18 protein-coding genes are annotated in these 19,682 nt (G+C 72.5%); 11 read left to right on the top strand and 7 right to left on the bottom strand.

Annotated elements, in window-relative coordinates:
- Window positions 1–23: 23 nt before the first annotated feature.
- The gene (locus tag RM609_RS19015) at window positions 24–1,640 is read right to left on the bottom strand and encodes a phospholipase D-like domain-containing protein (RefSeq protein ID WP_311612410.1); all 1,617 of its coding nucleotides are present in this window, start codon (window positions 1,638–1,640) and stop codon (window positions 24–26) included.
- Window positions 1,641–1,891: 251 nt separating this feature from the next.
- Between RM609_RS19015 and RM609_RS19010 the strand changes: the two genes are divergently transcribed.
- Both RM609_RS19010 and RM609_RS19005 read left to right on the top strand, forming a co-directional pair.
- Window positions 1,892–2,938 (top strand): tetratricopeptide repeat protein, encoded by a 1,047-nt coding sequence (locus tag RM609_RS19010; protein WP_311612409.1) that lies wholly within the window; start codon window positions 1,892–1,894, stop codon window positions 2,936–2,938.
- Window position 2,939: 1 nt separating this feature from the next.
- Window positions 2,940–4,010: a polyprenyl synthetase family protein gene (locus RM609_RS19005; protein ID WP_311612407.1), complete on the top strand. Its 1,071-nt coding sequence runs from the start codon at window positions 2,940–2,942 to the stop codon at window positions 4,008–4,010.
- Window positions 4,011–4,040: 30 nt separating this feature from the next.
- Here RM609_RS19005 and RM609_RS19000 read toward each other — a convergent pair whose 3' ends face one another.
- The gene (locus RM609_RS19000; RefSeq protein ID WP_311612405.1) at window positions 4,041–4,619 is read right to left on the bottom strand and encodes an RDD family protein; all 579 of its coding nucleotides are present in this window, start codon (window positions 4,617–4,619) and stop codon (window positions 4,041–4,043) included.
- Between the two features lie 313 nt (window positions 4,620–4,932).
- Here RM609_RS19000 and RM609_RS18995 point away from each other — a divergent pair, with 313 nt between their 5' ends.
- Window positions 4,933–7,104 (top strand): PIG-L family deacetylase, encoded by a 2,172-nt coding sequence (locus RM609_RS18995; protein ID WP_311612403.1) that lies wholly within the window; start codon window positions 4,933–4,935, stop codon window positions 7,102–7,104.
- Window positions 7,105–7,188: 84 nt separating this feature from the next.
- Here the strand turns inward: RM609_RS18995 and RM609_RS18990 are convergent, their stop codons facing one another.
- Window positions 7,189–8,790 (bottom strand): GMC oxidoreductase, encoded by a 1,602-nt coding sequence (locus tag RM609_RS18990; protein ID WP_311612447.1) that lies wholly within the window; start codon window positions 8,788–8,790, stop codon window positions 7,189–7,191.
- Window positions 8,791–9,062: 272 nt separating this feature from the next.
- Between RM609_RS18990 and RM609_RS18985 the strand changes: the two genes are divergently transcribed.
- On the top strand, window positions 9,063–9,836 hold the full coding sequence (locus RM609_RS18985; RefSeq protein ID WP_311612402.1) for a 4'-phosphopantetheinyl transferase family protein: 774 nt from the start codon (window positions 9,063–9,065) through the stop codon (window positions 9,834–9,836).
- Between the two features lie 28 nt (window positions 9,837–9,864).
- On the opposite strand, the gene RM609_RS18980 is transcribed toward RM609_RS18985, so the two are convergent.
- Together RM609_RS18980 and RM609_RS18975 are read right to left on the bottom strand one after the other, a co-directional pair.
- The gene (locus tag RM609_RS18980) at window positions 9,865–10,497 is read right to left on the bottom strand and encodes a DUF4352 domain-containing protein (protein WP_311612400.1); all 633 of its coding nucleotides are present in this window, start codon (window positions 10,495–10,497) and stop codon (window positions 9,865–9,867) included.
- Between the two features lie 308 nt (window positions 10,498–10,805).
- The gene (locus RM609_RS18975) at window positions 10,806–12,029 is read right to left on the bottom strand and encodes an acyl-CoA dehydrogenase family protein (protein ID WP_311612398.1); all 1,224 of its coding nucleotides are present in this window, start codon (window positions 12,027–12,029) and stop codon (window positions 10,806–10,808) included.
- Window positions 12,030–12,178: 149 nt separating this feature from the next.
- Between RM609_RS18975 and RM609_RS18970 the strand changes: the two genes are divergently transcribed.
- On the top strand, window positions 12,179–12,823 hold the full coding sequence (locus RM609_RS18970; protein ID WP_311612396.1) for a TetR/AcrR family transcriptional regulator: 645 nt from the start codon (window positions 12,179–12,181) through the stop codon (window positions 12,821–12,823).
- Between the two features lie 72 nt (window positions 12,824–12,895).
- Here the strand turns inward: RM609_RS18970 and def are convergent, their stop codons facing one another.
- A complete protein-coding gene (gene def / locus RM609_RS18965; protein ID WP_311612395.1) occupies window positions 12,896–13,513 on the bottom strand; it encodes a peptide deformylase in 618 nt (205 codons plus the stop codon).
- A gap of 164 nt (window positions 13,514–13,677) precedes the next feature.
- On the opposite strand from def, the gene RM609_RS18960 reads away from it, so the two are divergent.
- From RM609_RS18960 to RM609_RS18940, 5 genes are all read left to right on the top strand, one after another.
- Window positions 13,678–14,916 (top strand): MurT ligase domain-containing protein, encoded by a 1,239-nt coding sequence (locus RM609_RS18960; protein WP_311612393.1) that lies wholly within the window; start codon window positions 13,678–13,680, stop codon window positions 14,914–14,916.
- 29 nt (window positions 14,917–14,945) lie between these two features.
- Window positions 14,946–15,674, top strand: coding sequence for a type 1 glutamine amidotransferase (locus tag RM609_RS18955; protein ID WP_311612392.1), 729 nt, complete (start codon window positions 14,946–14,948; stop codon window positions 15,672–15,674).
- 117 nt (window positions 15,675–15,791) lie between these two features.
- Window positions 15,792–16,817 (top strand): 6-phosphofructokinase, encoded by a 1,026-nt coding sequence (locus RM609_RS18950; protein ID WP_311612391.1) that lies wholly within the window; start codon window positions 15,792–15,794, stop codon window positions 16,815–16,817.
- A gap of 90 nt (window positions 16,818–16,907) precedes the next feature.
- Complete coding sequence (locus RM609_RS18945; RefSeq protein WP_311612390.1) at window positions 16,908–17,870, top strand: cytochrome c oxidase assembly protein; 963 nt, start codon at window positions 16,908–16,910, stop codon at window positions 17,868–17,870.
- A gap of 150 nt (window positions 17,871–18,020) precedes the next feature.
- Entirely contained in the window at window positions 18,021–18,179 is a 159-nt protein-coding gene (locus RM609_RS18940; protein WP_311612388.1) for a hypothetical protein, read from the top strand.
- Between the two features lie 36 nt (window positions 18,180–18,215).
- On the opposite strand, the gene RM609_RS18935 is transcribed toward RM609_RS18940, so the two are convergent.
- Window positions 18,216–18,629: an SSI family serine proteinase inhibitor gene (locus RM609_RS18935; protein ID WP_311612386.1), complete on the bottom strand. Its 414-nt coding sequence runs from the start codon at window positions 18,627–18,629 to the stop codon at window positions 18,216–18,218.
- Window positions 18,630–18,832: 203 nt separating this feature from the next.
- On the opposite strand from RM609_RS18935, the gene RM609_RS18930 reads away from it, so the two are divergent.
- Window positions 18,833–19,678 (top strand): TIGR02452 family protein, encoded by an 846-nt coding sequence (locus tag RM609_RS18930; RefSeq protein WP_311612384.1) that lies wholly within the window; start codon window positions 18,833–18,835, stop codon window positions 19,676–19,678.
- Window positions 19,679–19,682 lie beyond the last annotated feature (4 nt).

The raw sequence follows: 19,682 nt of genomic DNA, 5'->3' as shown, positions 1-19,682 counted from the left end.
AAAACCCGCTCGGATCGAGCCGCTCAGATAGCGCAGACGCCCTTCGCGTGGTCGACCGTCGCGGTCGCCTGCGAGTACGTCCACTCGGGGTCGAGCAGCTTGTTCTCCAGCTGCTTCGCCGCCTCCGGGTTCTCGACGATGTAGCCGAAGTCCTGGAGCCAGGACGGATAGAGGTTCTTCGAACCGATGTAGAAGGCGGAGCTGTCCACGGAGACCAGCTTGTGGTGGAGGGCGTAGGGGTGGCCCTCGGCCCACTTGGCGCTGTCCGAGCTGCGGAAGGTGGCCAGCTGGAGGTTGGCGCACATGGCGGCCTTCGCCTTCTGCTGATCACCCGTCACCAGGGCGAGGCGGCCGCGGAGCGTGTCGCTGATCTCGGCGAGGGACTTGATCTGCGAGTAGCCGCCGCTGCCGACCGCGCCGCGGTTGGCCGGGTCGCTGACGACGATGCGGACCTTCACACCGGCCGCGATCTTGGCGGCGAGCTGGTCGTAGAGCCGGATGTCGTAGCGGGCGATGGGCGGGCAGGTGGCGTTGAGGTCCTGCTGGGAGATGACGACGCTGCGCTCGGCGCTGGCCACCAGGGCGCGCAGGGCGCTCTCCTCGGGGTTGACCGTGTCGTAGTCACGGTCGGCGTTGGTCTTGTCCGGCAGGCCGATGACGCACTTGGTGTCGGGGGCGGTCGGCAGCCGGGGCCGGAACGCGGAGGACGGGTCGGAGTCCTTGATGCCGACGCCCAGGCCGCCGACCGCGATGACGGGGACGTTCCCGGTGCGCGGGGCGGAGGCCGGGTTGGCGTCCTTCTCCATCGTGGGCATGCAGTCGCCGCCCGACGAGGTGAACCAGACGCTGGCGACATTGCTCTTGTTGGCACACGTCCACGTCCACAGCGTGTCCAGGTAGCGGCCGGCGGAGGTGGCGGCGGGGCCGGTGAGGGCCATGTCCACGTCGGTCACCGGGTGTTCGGTGCCGACGTAGTCGCCCTGCCAGCTGTTGATGCCGCCGGCGATGGCCGACGCGCCGTCCACGACGAGCAGCTTGGAGTGGTTCCACGAGAAGCTGGTCTTGGAGGTGGTCATCGAGGCGACGTTCAGCGTGATGCTGTCGGCCGCCTTGCCGAGCCGGGCCTTGAGGTCGTCCCGGTACTTCGACGGCAGGACGTTGAGGTGGTAGACCGGCGCGGCCCCGACCAGCACCCGGACCTTCAGCTTGTTCCCGGAGGCGACGGCGGCCTTGAGGCCGGCGGCTATCGCGTCCTGGAACGCGCCGTCGGGGAAGGGCGCGAGGGTGGAGATGTCCACCGTGCGCTTCGCCTGGGAGATGTTCTCCGTCATCTTCGCCAGCAGCCGCTTGGTGCCGGGCCGGTCGGCGCACTTGTCGTCGCCCCAGCAGCCGGGGGTCTGGAGCAGCCAGCCCGCCGGGTCATCGGCGGAGGCGTCCAGCCTGTTGCCCTCGGTGCGCTGCCAGACGTCGCCCTCGAGGCCGGGCGAGACCTCGCGCAGCGCCTTCTCCACGGCGTCGAGGTGCGGGGTCGCGGAGGAGGCCGCGAAGGCGGGGGCCGCCGGCAGGGCGGCGAGGGCGACGGCCGAGACCGCCGCGCAGGAGGCAAGACGGTGTAAACGGCGGAGCCGGTGGCGAAGCATTGGTGCGTCCTTCAACAAGTAATGATTCCGTGAACGGAAGGTCAACGGATGATCAACGCGCAGAAACTATCAGCTCCTCGGACGCGTACATCTCACGTATGACATGCCCTTCGGCCACCAGCCCTCAGAGGTACACCGGACCGCCTCGCGGATGGATTCGCCCGGGCGTCCCTTGGCCATAGCTTCGTGATCACTGGTGGGGCCGGGCGACCGTGCCCGCCCCGCCCGTGGCGTCACGAAGAAAGGCAGACATGTACGGGAAGGCATTCGCGCCCGAGTACCGGGGCGCGCTCGGCGAGCTCTCGGTCAACTCCTCCCTCGAGGAGGTGCTGACCAAGGCGGTGGAGCAGCGACGGCGCGCCGAACTGGCCGGATCCGAGCTGGAATCGGCGCACGCGGGGCTGGCCGTCGCCGAGGCCAGCCGGCGGCTGGGCCGGGTGACCGAGGCCGAGGCGGCCTGGAAGGCGAGCTACCGGGCGGCGCGGGGGGCCGGCGACGAGGGCGCCATGGCGTGGGCGGTCTGGAGCGGCGGCACCCTGGCCCGGCAGCGCGGCGAACTGCGTCTCGCCCGGCGCCGGCTGGCCATGGCCGCCGGCCTCGCCGAGCGCGGCGGGGACATCGTGGCCCGCGGCTATTCGCTCGCCGGACTGGCCGAGACCGGCCGTATCCAGGGCGACTACCGGGCCGTCGCCGAGCTGCACGAGAAGCTGCTGGCGGAGGCCCGGAAGCGGGGCGAGGCCCGGCACACGGTGTGGGCGCTGGAGGGCATCGCGCAGATGCACCGCAACACCGGCGCGTACGACAAGGCCCTGGAGATGTTCGAGGAGGCGGCCCTGATAGCGGAGGGCGCCGACGACGCGCGGGGGCACTCCTGGGCGTTGCGCGGCATCGCCGACGTGCTGTCCCTGCGGGGCGAGACGGACCGGGCGCTGGCGCTGCTGTCCCGGGCGGAGACCGCCTGCCGGGAGATGAACCTGGTCAGCGCGCTGGCCTACAACCACAAGATGCGCGGCAACGTGCTCTTCCGGGCGGGGCGCCACGAGGAGGCACGGGACGTCTACGCCGGTGCCCTGGAGGAGTTCCGGGCCATGTCCGAGCCGCGGGGCGCGGCGCTGGCGACGCTCGGCCTGGTCAAGGCCCGGGCCCGGCTCGGGCGCGACCTGGCGGAGACGGCGGCCGACCTCGAGGAGCTGCGTGGCAGGCTGGGCGGGCTGGGGCTGCTGCACGCCCGGGACATGGTCGACAAGGCGTGCGCGGAGCTCGGGATCGTCCCCGGCCGGGCCGGATCGGAGGGCTGACGTGACGTCGGTCCACACGCCCCCGCCCCTGGTGTCCCCGCCCCCGGTATTGCCGGCGGGGGTGCTCGGCCGCTGCCGGGAGCTCGTCGACCCGGCCCTGCGGAAGGCGGTGGGCACCCTCCACCCGTGGCCGCGCCGGATGGCCTCGTTCGCGCTCGGCTGGTGCGAGGCGGACGGCACCCCGAGCGCGGGCGGCGGTGGCAAGGGCGTCCGTCAGGCGCTCGCGGTGCTGGGCGCCGAGGCCGTGGGCGCGGCCGGGGACGAGGGCGTCACGGCGGCGGTGGCGGTCGAGCTGGTGCACACCTTCTCGCTGATGCACGACGACGTCATGGACGGCGACGAACGGCGGCGCCACCGGGAGAGCGCCTGGCGGGCGTACGGCACCGGGCCCGCGGTGCTGGGCGGGGACGCGCTGTTCGCGCTCGCGGTCGAGACGCTCGCCCGGCACGGTGGCTCGCACACCGGGGCGGCGGTGGCGCGGCTGGCCGGGGCGCTGCGCGAGCTGGTGCGGGGGCAGGCCGACGACCTGCTGTTCGAGGCCCGGCCCTGGACGGGGCCGAGGGCCGTGCGCCCGGCGGAGTACGAGGCGATGGCGGCGGGCAAGACCGGCTCCCTGCTGGCCTGCGCCCTGACGCTGGGTCCGGTGCTGGCGGGCGCCCCGCCGCTGATGGTGGAGGCGCTCGGGGAGGCGGGCCGACAACTGGGCCCGGCCTTCCAGGCCGTGGACGACCTGCTGGGCATCTGGGGTGATCCGGGCATCACGGGCAAGCCGGTCCACAGCGATCTGACGCGGGGGAAGAAGACCCTTCCCGTACTGGCCGCGCTGGCGGCGGACGGCCCCGCCGCCCGCGAGCTCGCCGCGCTCCTCGCCCCGGGCGTCCCGCTGGACGCCGATGCCGCCGGTCGCGCGGCGGGGCTGGTCGAGGAGGCCGGGGGCCGGGACGCCGCGCTCGCGGAGGCCCGGCGCCGGGTGGCGGCGGCCCGGGAATGCCTGTACGGGGTGCCACTGGCACCCCGTACGGTGGACGAACTCGTCGCGCTCACCGGGTTCCTGGTGGACCGGCGGCTGTGACGGGGCGCGGGCCGCGTCCGCGGCCCGCGCTCAGGCGTTGCGCAGGACGACGACGCTGCTGGCGGCCTTGTCGTGGAGGCACTGGCGGTAGGGGCTGTCCCAGAGGCACCAGAGGACGTTCAGCAGGCCCAGGAACGGGACGAAGCCCATGAGGTAGCTGCTGAGCATGCGCCACAGCGCGCCGCCGTAGGAGAGGTTCTGGCCGTCGGAGAGCCGGGCGACGCGGATGCCGCAGATGCGCTTGCCGAAGGTGGAACCCGACTTCGAGAGCATCAGCGGCTCGTAGAGGAAGAACACCGCGATCATGCCGACGAGCATCACGAGGGTCGCGAGGGGGGCCGCGCCGGCGGCCGACCTGATCACGCCACTGATCACCAACGGGATGATCATGAGAATGACCACGAAGATGCCGTCGAGGATGCGCGCACCGAGGCGCGCGCCCTGGCCGGCGAGGGCCTGCGGCGGCGGGCCGCCCGCGCCCATCGGGGGCATCGGCGGCGGGTAGTAAGGAGATTGAGGCTGGCCGTAGCCGTAGGGGGGCTGCTGGCCGTACGGGGTCTGGCCGTACGGGTTCTGCCCGGCGGCCGGAGGCTGCTGATATTGACTCACACAACTGATCCAATAGGAGACGCCACCGATCATACAAATCGGTTTCGGGGGACCGCGGAGATCGATGACAAACGGTTATCCGGAGAACGGGCGCGGACCGAACGGACGCGGATCATCGAATCACCGGACATTGCCATGATTTTCGATTGCCGCCCATGACGGCCGTGGCACGGCTGTTACACAACAGCGGGAAAACCGGCGGACGCGGATCATACGATCAGTCCTTCTCTTCGCGGGCGTTCCCCGCGCTCCGTCGTTTCCGCACACACCCGCACCGTCACACCCCCACACCGCCGTCGAGGGGAGATCCGTCGTGTCAGGTCGAATAGCGCGTCGCCGGCTCCTCCGGGTCGCCGGGTGCGGCCTGGTCGCCGGAGCGGGCGCGGCTGGCGCGCTCCAGTGGTCGGCGCCGGGGGCGCAACAGAGCGCGGAGCGGGGGCGGTTCACCGCCGCGCGGCCCGCGAGCGAAGCCCCGGCGGAGGCGTTCGTCCACATCATGGCGCACGCCGACGACTCGCTGTATTTCATGAACCCCGAACTGGAGCAATGCCTGCGCGGCGGGGCTCCGGTGGTGACGGTCTGCATGACCGGCGGCGAATCCGACGGCCGCAACGCGCTGTACGCCGGCCCCGGCTACGCCGGACTGCCGGAGCGGCGGCCCGACTTCGCCCGCGCGAGGATCAACGGGCTCCGGGAGGCGACCGCTTACATGGTCACCGGCGACTGGCTCAGCCCCTGGCACGTCGAGCCGCTGACGCTTCTGCCGGGCTTCCGGGTCGAGTCGCAGACGCTCGCCGCCGCGCCCCGGGTCCAGCTGATCTTCATGGAGCTGGTCGAGGCCCGGGCCCTGCGGACGCCGCGCCGCGACAGCCTGCGGGGCCTGTGGCTGGGCGCGACGCGGGACCTCCCCACGCTCGTCCCCACCGCGAGCCCGGTCGGCCGCGTCTTCCGCTACACCCGGGAGCAGGTGATCGACTCGCTCGCCGCCGTACTGGAGCGCCACCGGCCCACGGTCGTCCGGACCCTCGACCCCACCCCCACCCGCCTGCCACGCCAGCCGCACTACTCCGGCGTCCCCTCCGTGCTCCAGGGCATCGCCACCTACGACCACCAGGACCACACGGCCTCCGCCCACTTCGCGCAGGCGGCCCTGGCCCGCTACTGGGGGCGGGGACCCGCCCGGCTCACGGCCGTGGACAGCTACCTCGGCTACGAGGTGGCCCTCCTGCCGAACAGCCTCGACGACGCCGCCACCGCCCACAAGACCACCGTCCTCGACGTCTACGGCTGGGTCGGGGGCCGGGACTGCGGCGATCCGGCCGGGTGCGGCGACCGCAAGGTCGGCGCGCGCTCGAAGGACTCCCGCTGGACGAACAACCTCCGCCATCGCGCCCCCGGCACACAGGCCTGGGTGCGACCGCTGCCGGACGGACGGCTCGCGGCGTTCGCGGTCCTCGGCGGACAGGCCCACTGCTGGACGGAGACGGGGGCGGGCAGCGGCGTCTGGTCCGGCCCGGTGCCCCTGGGGGGCTCCCTGCTGGAAGGCCAAGTGCAGGCGCTGCGGCACGCGGACGGCACGCTGGGGCTGTTCTCCGTGCGCACCGTGCTGCCCGCGCCCGGCGTCCCCCACCGGCGCGAGGTGGTGACGACGGCCCAGACCGGCACGGTGTCCGCCGGAGCCCCGGCCTTCGGCCCGTGGCTGTCCCTCGGCGCACCGGAGAAGGACCCCTCGGGGTCGCTGGAGACGGGCTATCCGGTCGCGGTGACCGGCCGGGACGGCAGGGTGTTCGTCTTCGTACGGAACCGGTCGGGCGGGGTGAGCTTCCGCTCCACCGACGGCGCCGGGGAGTGGGAGGCGTGGCGGTCCCTGCCCCCGGGCCCCGGGCGGCCCGTGGTCGTCCAGGACGGCCTGGACGCCGCCGTCGACGACGCGGGCCGCGTCCACGTCGTCGCGGCCGGCCCCCGGACCGTCCACCACTGGCGGTCCCGGGAGCAGGGCGGGCCGCCGGTCGCGGCCGGGCCCACCCTGCTCCCGGCCGCGACCGGCCCGTTGAGCCTGGCCGCGCTCCCCGGCGGGGGCATGCGCCTGGCCCTGCGCGAACCGGTCACCTCCCGAGTGGTCGTCGCCGACCTGCGGCCGGGCGGCGCCGGCTGGCGCGTCACCGCCCAGTGCGCGCCCATCGGCGGCTATGGCCGGGTGGCGCTGGCGCGTGAGGGCACGGCCACCGTGCTCGCCGCCCGCGACGCCGCCGGACTGGTACGGCTGTCCGCCGGCTCCGGCCGCCCGGGCCCCTGGCTCGGCGGGGGCGTCCCCCACCGGGGCACGGCCGCGCTCACCCGGGACTCCCGGGGGCGCACGGTCGCGGTCGTGCTGGGCATGGACGGACGCCTCGCCAGCGCCCGGGTCAGGGGCACGGGAAGCGACGCAGCCGCCGACTGGGTCACGCACGACGGCAGGGTCCTGGGCGAGCTACTGATGTCCTGAGCGCCCCCTAAGGGGCGCGAGGAACTGCGCGACAAGCCCCCACCGGCCCGCAGGTAACCAATCCCGCCCAGGCGGAGCCGCTCGTCACTTCGTCTTGATGTCCTGCTGGATGACGCGCTCGACGTTGCGCTCCGCGAGCGCGGTGATGGTCACGAAGGGATTGACGCCGATGGAACCCGGTATCAGCGAACCGTCCGTGACGTAGAGGTTCTTGGCACCGGCGACACGGCCGTAGAGGTCGGTGGCCTTGCCCAGGACGGCGCCGCCGAGGGGGTGGTAGCAGAAGTCGTCGGCGAAGGCCTTGAGCCGGGTGCCGAAGAGGTCGTAGCGGTAGATCGTCCCGTTGGCCTTGTTGACGCGGTCGAAGAGCGACTTGGCGGCGGCGACGCCAGGGGCGTTCTGGTCGCGGGTCCACCGCAGGTCCGCCCGGTCGGAGGCGGCGTCGTAGACGAAGGTGCCGCGCTCGGGGTTCTTGGTGATCGCCAGATAGAGGCTGACCCAGGTCTCCAGGCCGGCGGGCATCGGGGCGATCTCGGCGAAGACGGGGGCCGTGGGGTTGTTCCAGTCGTCGATGCCCAGGGCGGGGATGGACGACTGCTTGGCGCCGGTGGGGTTCCACATGTGGTTGGCGCGGGCCGTCATGATGTTGCCGTTGGGGCCCCAGCCCTTGCCGATCTCGGAGCTGAGGTCGGGCAGGGCGCCGGTCTCCCGGGCGCGCAGCAGCAGTTCCGTGGAGCCGAGGCTGCCGGCGCCGAGGAACAGATAGGTGCAGGAGATCTCCTTGACCGCCAGCGTCTTCCCGTAAGCGTCCGTCTCCTCGACGGTCAGGACGTAGGAGCCGTCCTTCTGCGTCCGCACGGACTTGACCTTATGGAGGGTCCGGATGGTGACCTTGCCGGTGCCGAGGGCGGTGGCCAGATAGGTCTTGTCCAGGCTCATCTTGCCGTGGTTGTTGCCGTAGATGACCTCACCGGCGAGCGCGGACTTCGGCGCCTCGCCGGTGGCCTCGCGTCGCATGTGGTCCCAGTCGTAGACGTTGGGCACGAAGGTGGTGCCCAGACCCGCCTTGCCGGCCTGATCCCGGGAGACGCGCGCGAACTTGTACCACTCGGTGTCCTCGAACCACTTCGTGTCGATGTGGTTGACGCGCAGGGTGGAGTTGGCGCGCGGGAAGTACCGGTCGTACATCTCGGCGGCGTCGACCTGCGGCAGCACCTCCTCGAAGTAAGAGCGCTTGGGCGTCACGGCCATACCGCCGTTGACCAGCGAGCCGCCGCCGACACCGCGGCCCACGTAGACGGACATCTGGTCGTAGTTGACCCGGTCCAGCACTCCGGCGTACGGGGTGATGTCACGGTTGACCACGTCGAGCCAGAGGAACGAGCCGAGCGGGGCCTCGGTGCGCTTCTTGAACCAGCTGGAGCGCTCGTCGGGCTTGAGCATGCCGGTGAACACCTTGCCGTCCGACCCCGGCTTGTCCCACTGCTGCCCCATCTCCAGCATCAGGGTCTCCACCCCGGCCTCACCGAGCCGGAGTGCCGCGACGGCGGCGCCGTAACCGGTACCGATCACCACGGCCGGCACATGCGTCCCACCGTCCCCGGCCGCGCGGCCGGCGGCCTGCGCCCGGGACGCCGTGGAGATCGTCGTGGCCCCGCTGAGGGCGGCGGCGCTCAAGGCCGCCATGCCGAGCAGACGGCGGCGCGACAGGTGCTGGTTGACTCCCACGTGGATCCTGACCTTTCGGAGGCTGGTGAAACCGCTGATGAATCCGGTGCACAGCCACTCTGCCCAACGTTCCGCTCAGGAAAGACCTAGAAGAATGACCAGACTTCAAAAGGATACTTGCACTTCTTCATCGAAAACGTTCACAAGTAGCACTCTCCTCCGAAGCCGATATGTGTGGGACATATGACTCCTGTACGCTCCCGGCCGTCACCGACTCATCGGAGCGCCCTGTGCAGTTACCACTGGACCCCGCCACCGCCCTCCGCCCGGGCCACGCCGCCGACGCCTCCTGGCCCACGGCCCTCGACGCCCCGCCCGCCGGGGCGCTCGACCTCTGGCTGCTGAGACTCCCCGGACCGTGGCTCGGCGCGACCGCCCTCGACGAGGCGCCGCTCGACGGCCAGGAGCGCGCACGGGCGGACGCGTTCGCCCATCCCTTCGACCGCGCGGGCTATGTGGCAGCGCATCTGACGCTGCGTCGGATCCTCGGGGCGTATCTGGACGCCGCCCCCGGCGCGGTGGACCTCGTCCGCGAGGCGTGCCCCTGCTGCGGCGGGCCGCACGGCAGGCCGGCCGCGCCCGGCGCACCCTTCTTCTCCCTGGCGCGGGGCGAGGGGCTGGTGCTGATCGGCGTCGCCTCCGCCCCCGTGGGCGTGGCCGCCGAACGACCCCCGGGCATCCACACGGTGGCCGAGGCCGCCCGCTCCCTCCACCCCGCCGAGCACCGCGAGGTCATGGCCGCGCCGGTGGTGCGCCGCCCCGCGGTCCACTCCCGGCTACGGGTCCGCAAGCGCGCCTACCTCAAGGGGCTGGGCGCGGGCCTGGGCCGCTCCCCCGCCCTCGACTACGTGGGCAACGGCGGCCCGGACACGCCCCCATGGCCCGCCGGCTGGACGATCGTCGACGTACCGGCCGGCACCGCCTCGGCGGCCGCGGCGGTGCGCGGCCGGCTCACGGTCCGCTACGACGTCAGGCGGCTGGACCCCGAGGATCTGGCCGCCTGAACGTCATCTCATGGTTTGTTGCTTCTCGTTACTTCTTGACCGTCCACTCCGCGGACTCCTTGGCGAAGCCGGAGTCCGGGGTGAAGCTGATGGCCTTGACCTTGGCGCTCTCGGGCATCGAGACCACCACATAGCCGAGGGCCTTCTGGCCGCCGCTGAGCTTGACCGTGGCGGGCATGTTGGCACCGGCGGTGGTGGAGCCGATGGAGTGGGTGTAGGCCTGGCCCTGCTCGTCCGTGACCTTCACGCCGTTGGCCGGGCTGTCGTCGTACACCTCGGTGCCGGTGTTGACGATCTCCAGCTGGGCGGCGACCCAGCGCTTGCCCGCCGAGGGCTTCATGAACTTGTTGTCGCTCTGGGCCGGGTCGGCGAAGTTCTTGAGCGTGACGGCGATCTGGGCACCGTTCTTGGCCTTGATGGTGACGGTGTTGCCGGTGACCTGGCTGCCGCCCTGACCGGCGGAACCCTTGTCGGCCCCGCCCTGGGCGGCGCCACCCTTGTCAGCGCCACCCTTGTCGGCGCCACCCTTGCCCGGGTCGGCGGTGGCGGCGCCCTGGCTCGCGCTGTTGTCGGGCTTGGCGTCGACACCGTCGCTGTTGCAGGCGGTGGCGGTGGCGGCGAGTGCGATCACGATCGCGGCGGTGGAGAGCTGACGACGCATGGTGTATCCCCCGTGGTGGTTCGGTTTTTGACGTGCACATTCTTACCCGCAGGTCAGAGCCGTTTTCGCCATCCAGGGGGCCTGTGGGCTTCCTGTGACATTCAGGTGATCAAACCGTGGCGGCGATACACGGCGACCGCGGACCAATCGGACCTACGGGATCGTCACCCCGGAGCGGACCCCGCCGATCCGGCCCCGGACCATGCCGGCCGGCGCGTCGAACTCCTCGACACAAAGTCGTCTCGCCATGACGACGAAGACACCGAGCAGCACGCAACCGCCGACGAGGGCCGCCGGAGCCGGGCCGCCTACCGGATCGGCATCCCCGAGATGGCTCGCGCGATCACCAGGCGCTGGATCTCGCTGGTGCCCTCGAAGACGGAGTAGATCGCGGCGTCCCGGTGCATGCGTTCCACCGGGTAGTCGCGGGTGTAGCCGTTGCCGCCGAGGATCTGCATGGCCTGGGCGGTGACCTGTTTGGCGGTCTCGCCCGCGAAGAGTTTGGACATCGAGCCCTCCGCCGCGGTGAAGGGGCGGCCGGCCGTGGCCATCCAGGAGGCACGCCACACCAGCAGGCGGGCCGCGTCGATACGGGTGCGCATGTCGGCGAGCTGGAAGGCGACGCCCTGGTTGTCGATGATCGGGCGGCCGAACTGGACGCGGGTGCGGGCATAGTCGAGCGCCACCTCGTAGGCGGCGCGGGCGATGCCGACGGCCTGGGCGCCGACGGCCGGGCGGGACGCCTCGAAGGTGGCCATCGCGGCGTTCCCGCCCCGCTCGCCGCCGTTCGCGCGCTCCCGGGCGCGGGCGAGGCGTTCGTCCAGCCGGTCCTTGCCGCCGAGGAGGCAGTGGCCGGGGACCCGGACGCCCTGGAGGACGACCTCGGCGGTGTGGGAGGCGCGGATGCCGTGCTTGCGGAACTTCTGGCCCTGCGTGAGGCCGGGGGTGCCGGGCGGGACGACGAAGGAGGCGTGGCCCCTGGACCCCAGCTCCGGGTCGACCACGGCGACGACGACATGGACGTCGGCGATGCCGCCGTTGGTGGCCCATGCCTTGACGCCGTCGATCACCCACTCGTCCTTGGCCTCGTCGTGGCGGGCGCGGGTGCGCATGGCCGAGACGTCCGAGCCCGCGTCGGGTTCGGAGGAGCAGAAGGCGGCGATCTTCACATCGTTCGCGTCGCCGTACATCTGCGGCACCCAGGTGCCGATCTGCTCGTCGGTGCCGTTGGTGAAGACGCTGACCGCCGCGAGCCCCGTGCCGGTGATCGCGAGGCCCAGGCCCGCGTCGCCCCAGAAGAGCTCCTCCATGGCCACCGGGATGCCGAGACCCGTCGGGTCGAAGAACTGGCGGGCGTAGAAGTCCAGCGAGTAGAGCCCGATCCTGGCGGCCTCCCGGACCACCGGCCAGGGGAATTCCTCACGTTCGTCCCACTCCGCGGCCGCTGGTCGCATCACGTCGGCGGCGAAGCCGTGGATCCAGTCCCGGACGGTCTCCTGCTCTTCGGTCAGCTCCGGCTCGAAGGCGGCCATGTCCCCTCCCGGCATGCGCTACTCGCGGTAACCGCAGTATGTTACCCGTCGGTAAAGCCTGTCAACGGACCGCCCATCGAATCCGCTGCGTGGAGCGGGTGTTACTTTGCGCAGGCATTTCGGATCACTGGGGCGGGGAGGCACGTCTGATGGAGACCAGTCAGCGGGAAGAGCAGCACAAGGCGGCGGAGCAGCGGCGGAGGGAGCTGCTGGAGGCCGCGGACCGGGTGGTGCTGCGGGACGGGCCGGGGGCGTCGATGAACGCCATCGCGGCGGAGGCGGGGATCACCAAGCCCATCCTCTACCGGCACTTCGGCGACAAGGGGGGCCTGTACCGGGCACTGGCCGTACGGCACACCGACGCCCTGCTCGCCGGGCTGCGGGCGGCGCTGGACGCGCCCACCAACCGGCGCGAGCGGGTGGAGACGACGCTGGACAGCTATCTGGCGGCCATAGAGGCGCGGCCCCAGGTCTATCGCTTCCTGATGCACCCGGCCGACGAGAGCCAGCCCTCCGACCAGGGCTTCGACGTCGGCCGGCACTCGGCGCCGCTGCTGCGGCGCATGGGCGAGGAGCTGGCGCAGGTCATAGTCGAGCGCGTGGACCTCGGCCCGGACGGGGAGGAGCTGGCGCGGACGTGGGGCCACGGCATCGTCGGCATGATGCACGCCGCCGGTGACTGGTGGCTGCGGGAGCGACCGTTCCCCCGCGAGCAGCTCGTCCGCCACCTCGCGGACCTGCTGTGGGGCCGCCTGGCCACGTCGGGCGACCGGGCGGACGGGCCGGGGTTCTAGCCCCTGCCGGGGCCTGTACGCGCGGGCCGGGGCCCGTACGGCCCGACCGCCCAGGCGGTCGGGTGGTCCGCGTCAGCCCGCCCGGCCGCCCATGGCCGGAGCCTCGGCCGCCGCCGCGGCCTCGGTCCCGGCCGTCGAGGCGACGGCCCCGGCCGGGGACAGCCCGGCCCGCCGGGCCGCCCGCAGGGCGCGGCGGCGACGCAGGCCCGTCAGATGGTCGAGGTACAGCCCGCCGTCGAGGTGGTCGCACTCGTGCTGGAGGCACCGCGCGAAGAAGCCGGTGCCCCGTACCGTGACCGGGGAGCCGTCCAGGCGGACGCCCTCGACGACGGCCTCGTCGAAGCGCGGGGTGCCCGCCTCGATCCCCGGAACGGACAGACAGCCCTCGGGGCCGCGGATCACGGGGCCGTCGGTGGCGACGAGCCGGGGGTTGACGACATGGCCCAGATGGCGGCGGTCCTCGTCGTCGGGGCAGTCGTAGACGAAGACGCGCAGCGGCACGCCTATCTGGTTGGCGGCGAGGCCGACGCCGCCCGCCTCGTACATGGTGGCGAACATGTCCTCGACGAGCCGGGCGAGGTCGTCGTCAAACGCCGTGACCTCCTCGCAGGGTGCCGCGAGACCCCGGTCTCCGAGCAGCCTCATGGGCCGCACACGTCCTGAACTGCCGGGAATGGTGCCTCGTCGCATGGGCTCCAGCGTACGTTCCCCGGGCCGCGGGTTCGGGCCCGCGGCCGGATCTCGATAGGCTGATCCCCGACCGGAGTCTCCTGGCCGGCCCTCGGCACTGGAGGGGCGTTCCACCGGCTGACCAGGATTTACGGCCCGGCGCCGAACAAGGAGGATCTAGGACGATGGCAGGCAACTCGGGGCCGCTGTCGCCGCGGGCCAAGCTCGCCGTGACGGCGGGCAAGGCGGCTGCGGCGGTGTCGCGCGCAGCGGGCCGCGGCAGTGGGTCGGTGATCGGCGGCAAGGTCGCGCTCAAGCTCGACCCCGACCTGCTGGCCCGGCTGGCAACCCACCTGGACGTGGTCCTGGTGTCGGCCACCAACGGCAAGACGACCACGACCCGGCTGATCGCCGAGGCACTGCGGGCCAGCGGTCCGGTGGTGTCCAACGCGTTGGGCGCGAACATGCCCGCGGGCATCACCTCCGCCCTGGCGGGCGGCTCGGACGCCCGCTACGGCGTGATCGAGGTGGACGAGAAGTACCTCGCGGGTGTCGCCCGCGACACCTCGCCCAAGGCCATAGCGCTGCTGAACCTCTCGCGCGACCAGCTGGACCGCGCCGCGGAGACCCGCATGCTGGCCGAGAAGTGGCGTGAGGGCCTGGCCGGCACCAAGGCCGTGGTGATCGCCAACGCGGACGACCCGCTGATCGTGTGGGCGGCGTCCTCGTCGCAGAACGTGGTGTGGGTCGCGGCCGGCCAGGAGTGGAAGGACGACGCCTGGTCGTGCCCCTCCTGCGGTGGTGTGATGCAGCGCCCGGGCGACGACTGGTTCTGCGGCGAGTGCGGCTTCCGGCGGCCGACGCCGAGCTGGGCGCTGTCGGGGGACTACGTCCTCGACCCGCACGGCTCCGCGTGGCCCATCCACCTCCAGCTGCCGGGCCGGGCCAACAAGGCCAACGCCACCACCTCGGCCGCCGTGGCCGCGACCTTCGGCGTGCCGCCGCAGGTGGCGCTGGAGCGGATGTACCAGGTGCAGGCGGTGGCCGGCCGGTACGACGTGGTGACCTACCTCGACCGTGAGGTGCGGCTGCTGCTGGCGAAGAACCCGGCCGGCTGGCTGGAGACGTTCTCGCTGATCGACGGCCCGCCGGCGCCGGTGATCCTGTCGGTGAACGCCCGTGGCGCGGACGGCACCGACACCTCGTGGCTGTGGGACGTCGACTACACCCGGCTCGCCGGGCACCCGATCATGGTCATCGGCGACCGCAAGCTGGACCTGGCCGTGCGCCTCGAGGTCGCGGGCGTGGACTTCCGGGTCTGCGAGACGTTCGACGAGGCGGTGCAGATGGCCCCGCCCGGCAAGGTCGAGGTCATCGCGAACTACACCGCCTTCCAGGACATCCGCCGCGTCGTCGGCAACTGACCCACGGCAGCACTCAAAGGATTGTGAGCATGAGCCAGAACAGTCTGCGTGTGGTGTGGGTCTACCCCGACCTGCTCAGCACCTACGGCGACCAGGGCAACGTCCTGGTCCTGGAGCGCCGCGCCCACCAGCGCCGCCTGGACGTCCAGCGCGTGGACGTCCGCTCCGACCAGCAGATCCCCACCTCCGGTGACATCTACCTGATCGGTGGCGGCGAGGACCGGCCGCAGCGGCTGGCCGCCGAGCGGCTGCGCCGCGACGGCGGTCTCAACCGGGCCGTCGCCAACGGCGCGATCGTCTTCTCGGTCTGCGCCGGCTACCAGATCCTGGGCCACGAGTTCGTCAACGACCTGGGCCGGCGCGAGCAGGGCCTGGGTCTGCTGGACGTCATCAGCACCCGGGGCGAGGGCGAGCGCTGCGTCGGCGACGTCCTCGGCGACATCGACCCCCAGCTGGGCCTGCCCCCGCTGACCGGCTTCGAGAACCACCAGGGCGTCACCCACCTGGGCCCGACGGCCCGCCCGTTCGCCCGGGTCCGTTTCGGCAAGGGCAACGGCACGGGCGACGGCACCGAGGGCGCGTTCAACGACACCGTCTTCGGTACGTACATGCACGGCCCGGTCATGGCCCGCAACCCGCATATCGCGGACATGCTGATCAAGCTGGCGCTGGACGTCAACGCCCTGCCCCCGGTCGACGACCGCTGGTACGAGGCGCTGCGCGCCGAGCGGATCGCCGCGGCGACACAGCCCGCATAGCGGACGGTCGTGATCCCCGCCGCCCCGACGGTTTAGGGTGGCGGGGATTCCCACCGGACGACGGGGTCCGGTCCTTAAGCGGCCCCGCGGGGCCCCGATCCAAAAGGTCCCCCTGTCATGCGCATCGGTGTGCTCACCTCCGGCGGCGACTGCCCCGGGCTCAACGCCGTCATCCGTTCCGTCGTCCACCGCGCCGTCGTCGACCACGGCGATACGGTCATCGGTTTCCACGACGGCTGGCGCGGTCTGCTGGAGGGCGACCAGCGGCCGCTGGACCTGGAGTCCGTGGCCGGCATCCTCGCCACCGGCGGCACCGTTCTCGGCTCCTCCCGGGTACGGCCCGAGGATCTGCGCGGCGGCGTGGAGCGCGCCCGCGAGCACATGGCCGCGCTCGGTCTGGACGCCGTCATCCCCATCGGCGGCGAGGGCACCCTCAAGGCGGCCCGGCTGCTGTCGGACGCGGGGCTGCCGATCGTCGGCGTGCCCAAGACCATCGACAACGACATCGCCTCGACCGACGTCACCTTCGGCTTCGACACGGCCGTCGGTGTGGCCACGGAGGCCCTGGACCGGCTGAAGACGACCGCCGAGTCCCATCAGCGGGTGCTGATCGTGGAGGTGATGGGCCGCCACACCGGCTGGATCGCCCTCCAGTCGGGCACGGCCGCCGGCGCCCACGCCATCGTGGTGCCGGAACGGCCCTTCGACATCGACGAGCTGACGGCGGTCGTCGGCAAGCGCTTCGAGGCGGGGAAACGATTCGCCATCGTGGTCGTCGCGGAGGGCGCCAAGCCGCGCCCCGGCTCGATGGACTTCGAGACCGGCGGTACGGACGTCTACGGGCACGAGCGCTTCGCCGGCGTCGCCCGGCAGCTGGCCGGGGAGCTGGAGCGCCGCCTGGACAAGGAGGCCCGGCCCGTCATCCTCGGCCATGTGCAGCGCGGCGGCACCCCCACCGCGTACGACCGGGTGCTCGCCACCCGCTTCGGCTGGCACGCGGTGGAGGCCGTGCACCGGGGCGCGTTCGGGATGATGACGGCGCTGCACGGCACGGACATCACTCTGGTGCCGCTGGCCGAGGCCACCGAACGGCTCAAGACGGTCCCGCCGGAGCGCTACGCCGAGGCCGAGAACGTGCTCTGATCCGGTCCCCGGGGCGCCCCCGGCCGTGGGTCCGCCCCGGGGCGCCTCTACTCTGGTCCCGGCGCATCGGTGCGAAATGGGAGAGACTGGATGGATCACGGCGGACACGGCATGCACGGCATGATGCACATGGACATGCCGCCGTTCACGCTGGGCCGGGGTCTGCAATTCAGCGGCGAGCCGTTCTTCATGATCGGCTGCCTGCTGGGGCTGGGCCTCTACGGCTGGGGCGTGGTGCGGCTGCGGAGACGCGGCGACGCCTGGCCGTGGGGCCGGGTGGTGGCGTTCACGCTGGGCGTGCTGAGCGTGGCGCTGGTGATGTGCACCAAGCTCAACGACTACGGCATGGTCATGTTTAGCGTGCACATGGTGCAGCACATGGTGATCAGCATGCTCTCCCCGATCCTGCTCCTCCTGGGCGCCCCGGTGACGCTGACGCTGCGGGCGCTGCCCGCGGCGGGGCGCGGTCGCAAGGGGCCGCGCGAGTGGCTGGTGGCCCTGCTGCACAGCCGCTACATGCGGATCATCACCCACCCGGCGTTCACGATCCCGATGTTCATCGCGAGCCTGTACGCGCTGTACTTCACGCCGCTCTTCGACTTCCTCATGGAGACGAGGACCGGGCACATCGCGATGATGGTGCACTTCCTCGCGGTGGGCCTGGTGTTCTTCTGGCCGATCATGGGTGTGGACCCGGGCCCCCACCGGCCCGGCTATGTGATGCGGATGCTGGAGCTGTTCGCGGGCATGCCCTTCCACGCCTTCTTCGGCATCGCGCTGATGATGGCCTCGGAGCCGATGATCGGCACGTATATGCACCCGCCGGCCTCGCTGGGCATCGACGCGCTGGACGACCAGAAGGCGGGCGGCGGCATCGCCTGGGCGTTCAGCGAGATCCCGTCGGTCCTGGTGCTGCTGGCGCTGGTGTACCAGTGGTACCGCTCCGAGCAGCGGCAGGCCAAGCGGTCCGACCGCGCGGAGGAGCGCAGCGGCGACAAGGAGCTCCAGGCCTACAACGCCTATCTGGCCTCGCTCCACGCCAAGGGCCAGTAGGGCTGGGCCGGGCGGGCTCGGCCGGGCCGGGTCCCGGCGGCGGTATGGCGGTACGGACCGCGGTGGGGAGACGATGGTCTCCTGGCCGCGGTCCGCGCGTATGTACGGCTGTACGGCCGTACGGCGGGGCCGCCGTGGAGGAGGTGCGGGATGCCCGGATCGACGAAGGCCATGGCGGGGCTCACGGTCGCGGGGCTGGTCCTGGTGACGGCCTATTCGGTGACGATCGGCAGCGACGGCTGGCTGTGGTTCGCCTGGGTGGTGCTGGGCGTGGCGACGATAGGGGCGATGGCGACGCGCGGGGCCTGAGCGCCGCGCCCCGCGCGGGCGCTCAGAAGCGGGCGTTCAGAATTGGAAGACCGCTCCCGTGGCGGCCTCCAGGAGGCAGAGGTTGGGGTAGGTCCTCCGCCAGGCCACCGTGGTGCCGTGCCACGCCCCGTCGGCGGTGGCGACGACCGGGTCGTCCTCCCGGGTGCACACCCGGCCGGTGTCGCCGGGGAGGGCGTCGGGCCGGCCGCCAGCCCGTTCCAGGTCCGCGCACGCCTCGGCCGCGTGGGGGTGGTGGCCGCCCGCGCCGGGACAGACGAGCCGGAGGCCGCGGATCCAGGTGTTCCGCGCGCCGGAGATCGTGAGGAGGAGCTGCCCCGTCTCCTTGGTGCCGGGGGTGTCGGCGCTCGCCGGATCGGGGGGCAGCGCGAACAGCGCGGTGGCGGTAGCGGTGATTGTCGCCGCCGCTGCCGCGATGGTGCGTACGGACATGGGTGCCTCCCGGGCGCGGTCGTGCCGGTCAGGGCACCTCGTGGGGCCGCCGTACGGCAAGCGACCGCACCGGGCCCTCACCCGCGTGGGGGATTGCGGCCACCCGGGCGGCCGCCGGGCCGGAGCGGAAATTCCCTCGCCGCGGACGGCTGCCGTCCGTACGCTCCCCTCCGTACAAAAGGCTTCTGACAAGGGGGAACGTAGTGAGCACACGGCTGCGCGAGGTCGCGCGGGTGACGGAGTCGATCGTCGCCGACGGGGGCTATACGACACCGGGCGGCCGGTGGACGGACATCGCCGGGGCGGTCGAGCTCGCCCGGCGGGGGACGCGGCTGTACGGGCCGGAGCCGGTGGCGGTGCCGCCGGGGAAGCCGGTGGCGGCGACGGTCTTCGAGGTGACGGCCGAGGGCAGTCTGGGAGCGTCGCGCCGGCTGGCGGCGGACGGCAGGGTGGCAGCGGACGGCGGGGTCGCGGTGCTCAACTTCGCCTCCGCCCGCAACCCCGGCGGCGGCTACCTCAACGGCGCCCAGGCGCAGGAGGAGGCGCTGTGCCGGGGCTCGGCCCTGTACACCTGCCTGCGCGAGGCCCCGGAGTACTACGCCGCCCACCGCGCGGACCCCAGCCCCTTCTACAGCGACCGGGTCATCCACTCCCCCGGCGTCCCGGTCTTCCGCGACGACCGTGACGGGCTCCTGGAGACCCCGTACACGGTGGGCTTCCTGACCTCCCCGGCCCCCAACGCCGGGGTGATCGCCCAGCGCACCCCGGAGCTCACCGCCCGGGTCCCGGCGGCGCTGGCGGAGCGCGCGGGCCGGGTGCTGGAGGTGGCGGCCGCGCACGGCTACCGCCGGCTGGTCCTCGGGGCGTGGGGGTGCGGGGTCTTCCGCAACGACCCGGGGCAGGTCGCGGCGGCGTTCGCCGGGCATCTGACGGGCACGGGACGCTTCGCCGGCCGTTTCGAGCACGTCGTCTTCGCGATCCTCGACCGGCGGACGGACTCGCCGACCCGGGCGGCCTTCGCGTCGGTGTTCGCGGCGGAGGCTCGCTGAGGCG

Origin of the sequence: Streptomyces hesseae (assembly GCF_031845785.1) — a bacterium.
GTDB classification, from domain to species: Bacteria; Actinomycetota; Actinomycetes; order Streptomycetales; family Streptomycetaceae; genus Streptomyces; species Streptomyces hesseae.
Note: the sequence above shows the minus strand (reverse complement) of the source record. Positions and strands in the feature narration are given on the sequence as shown.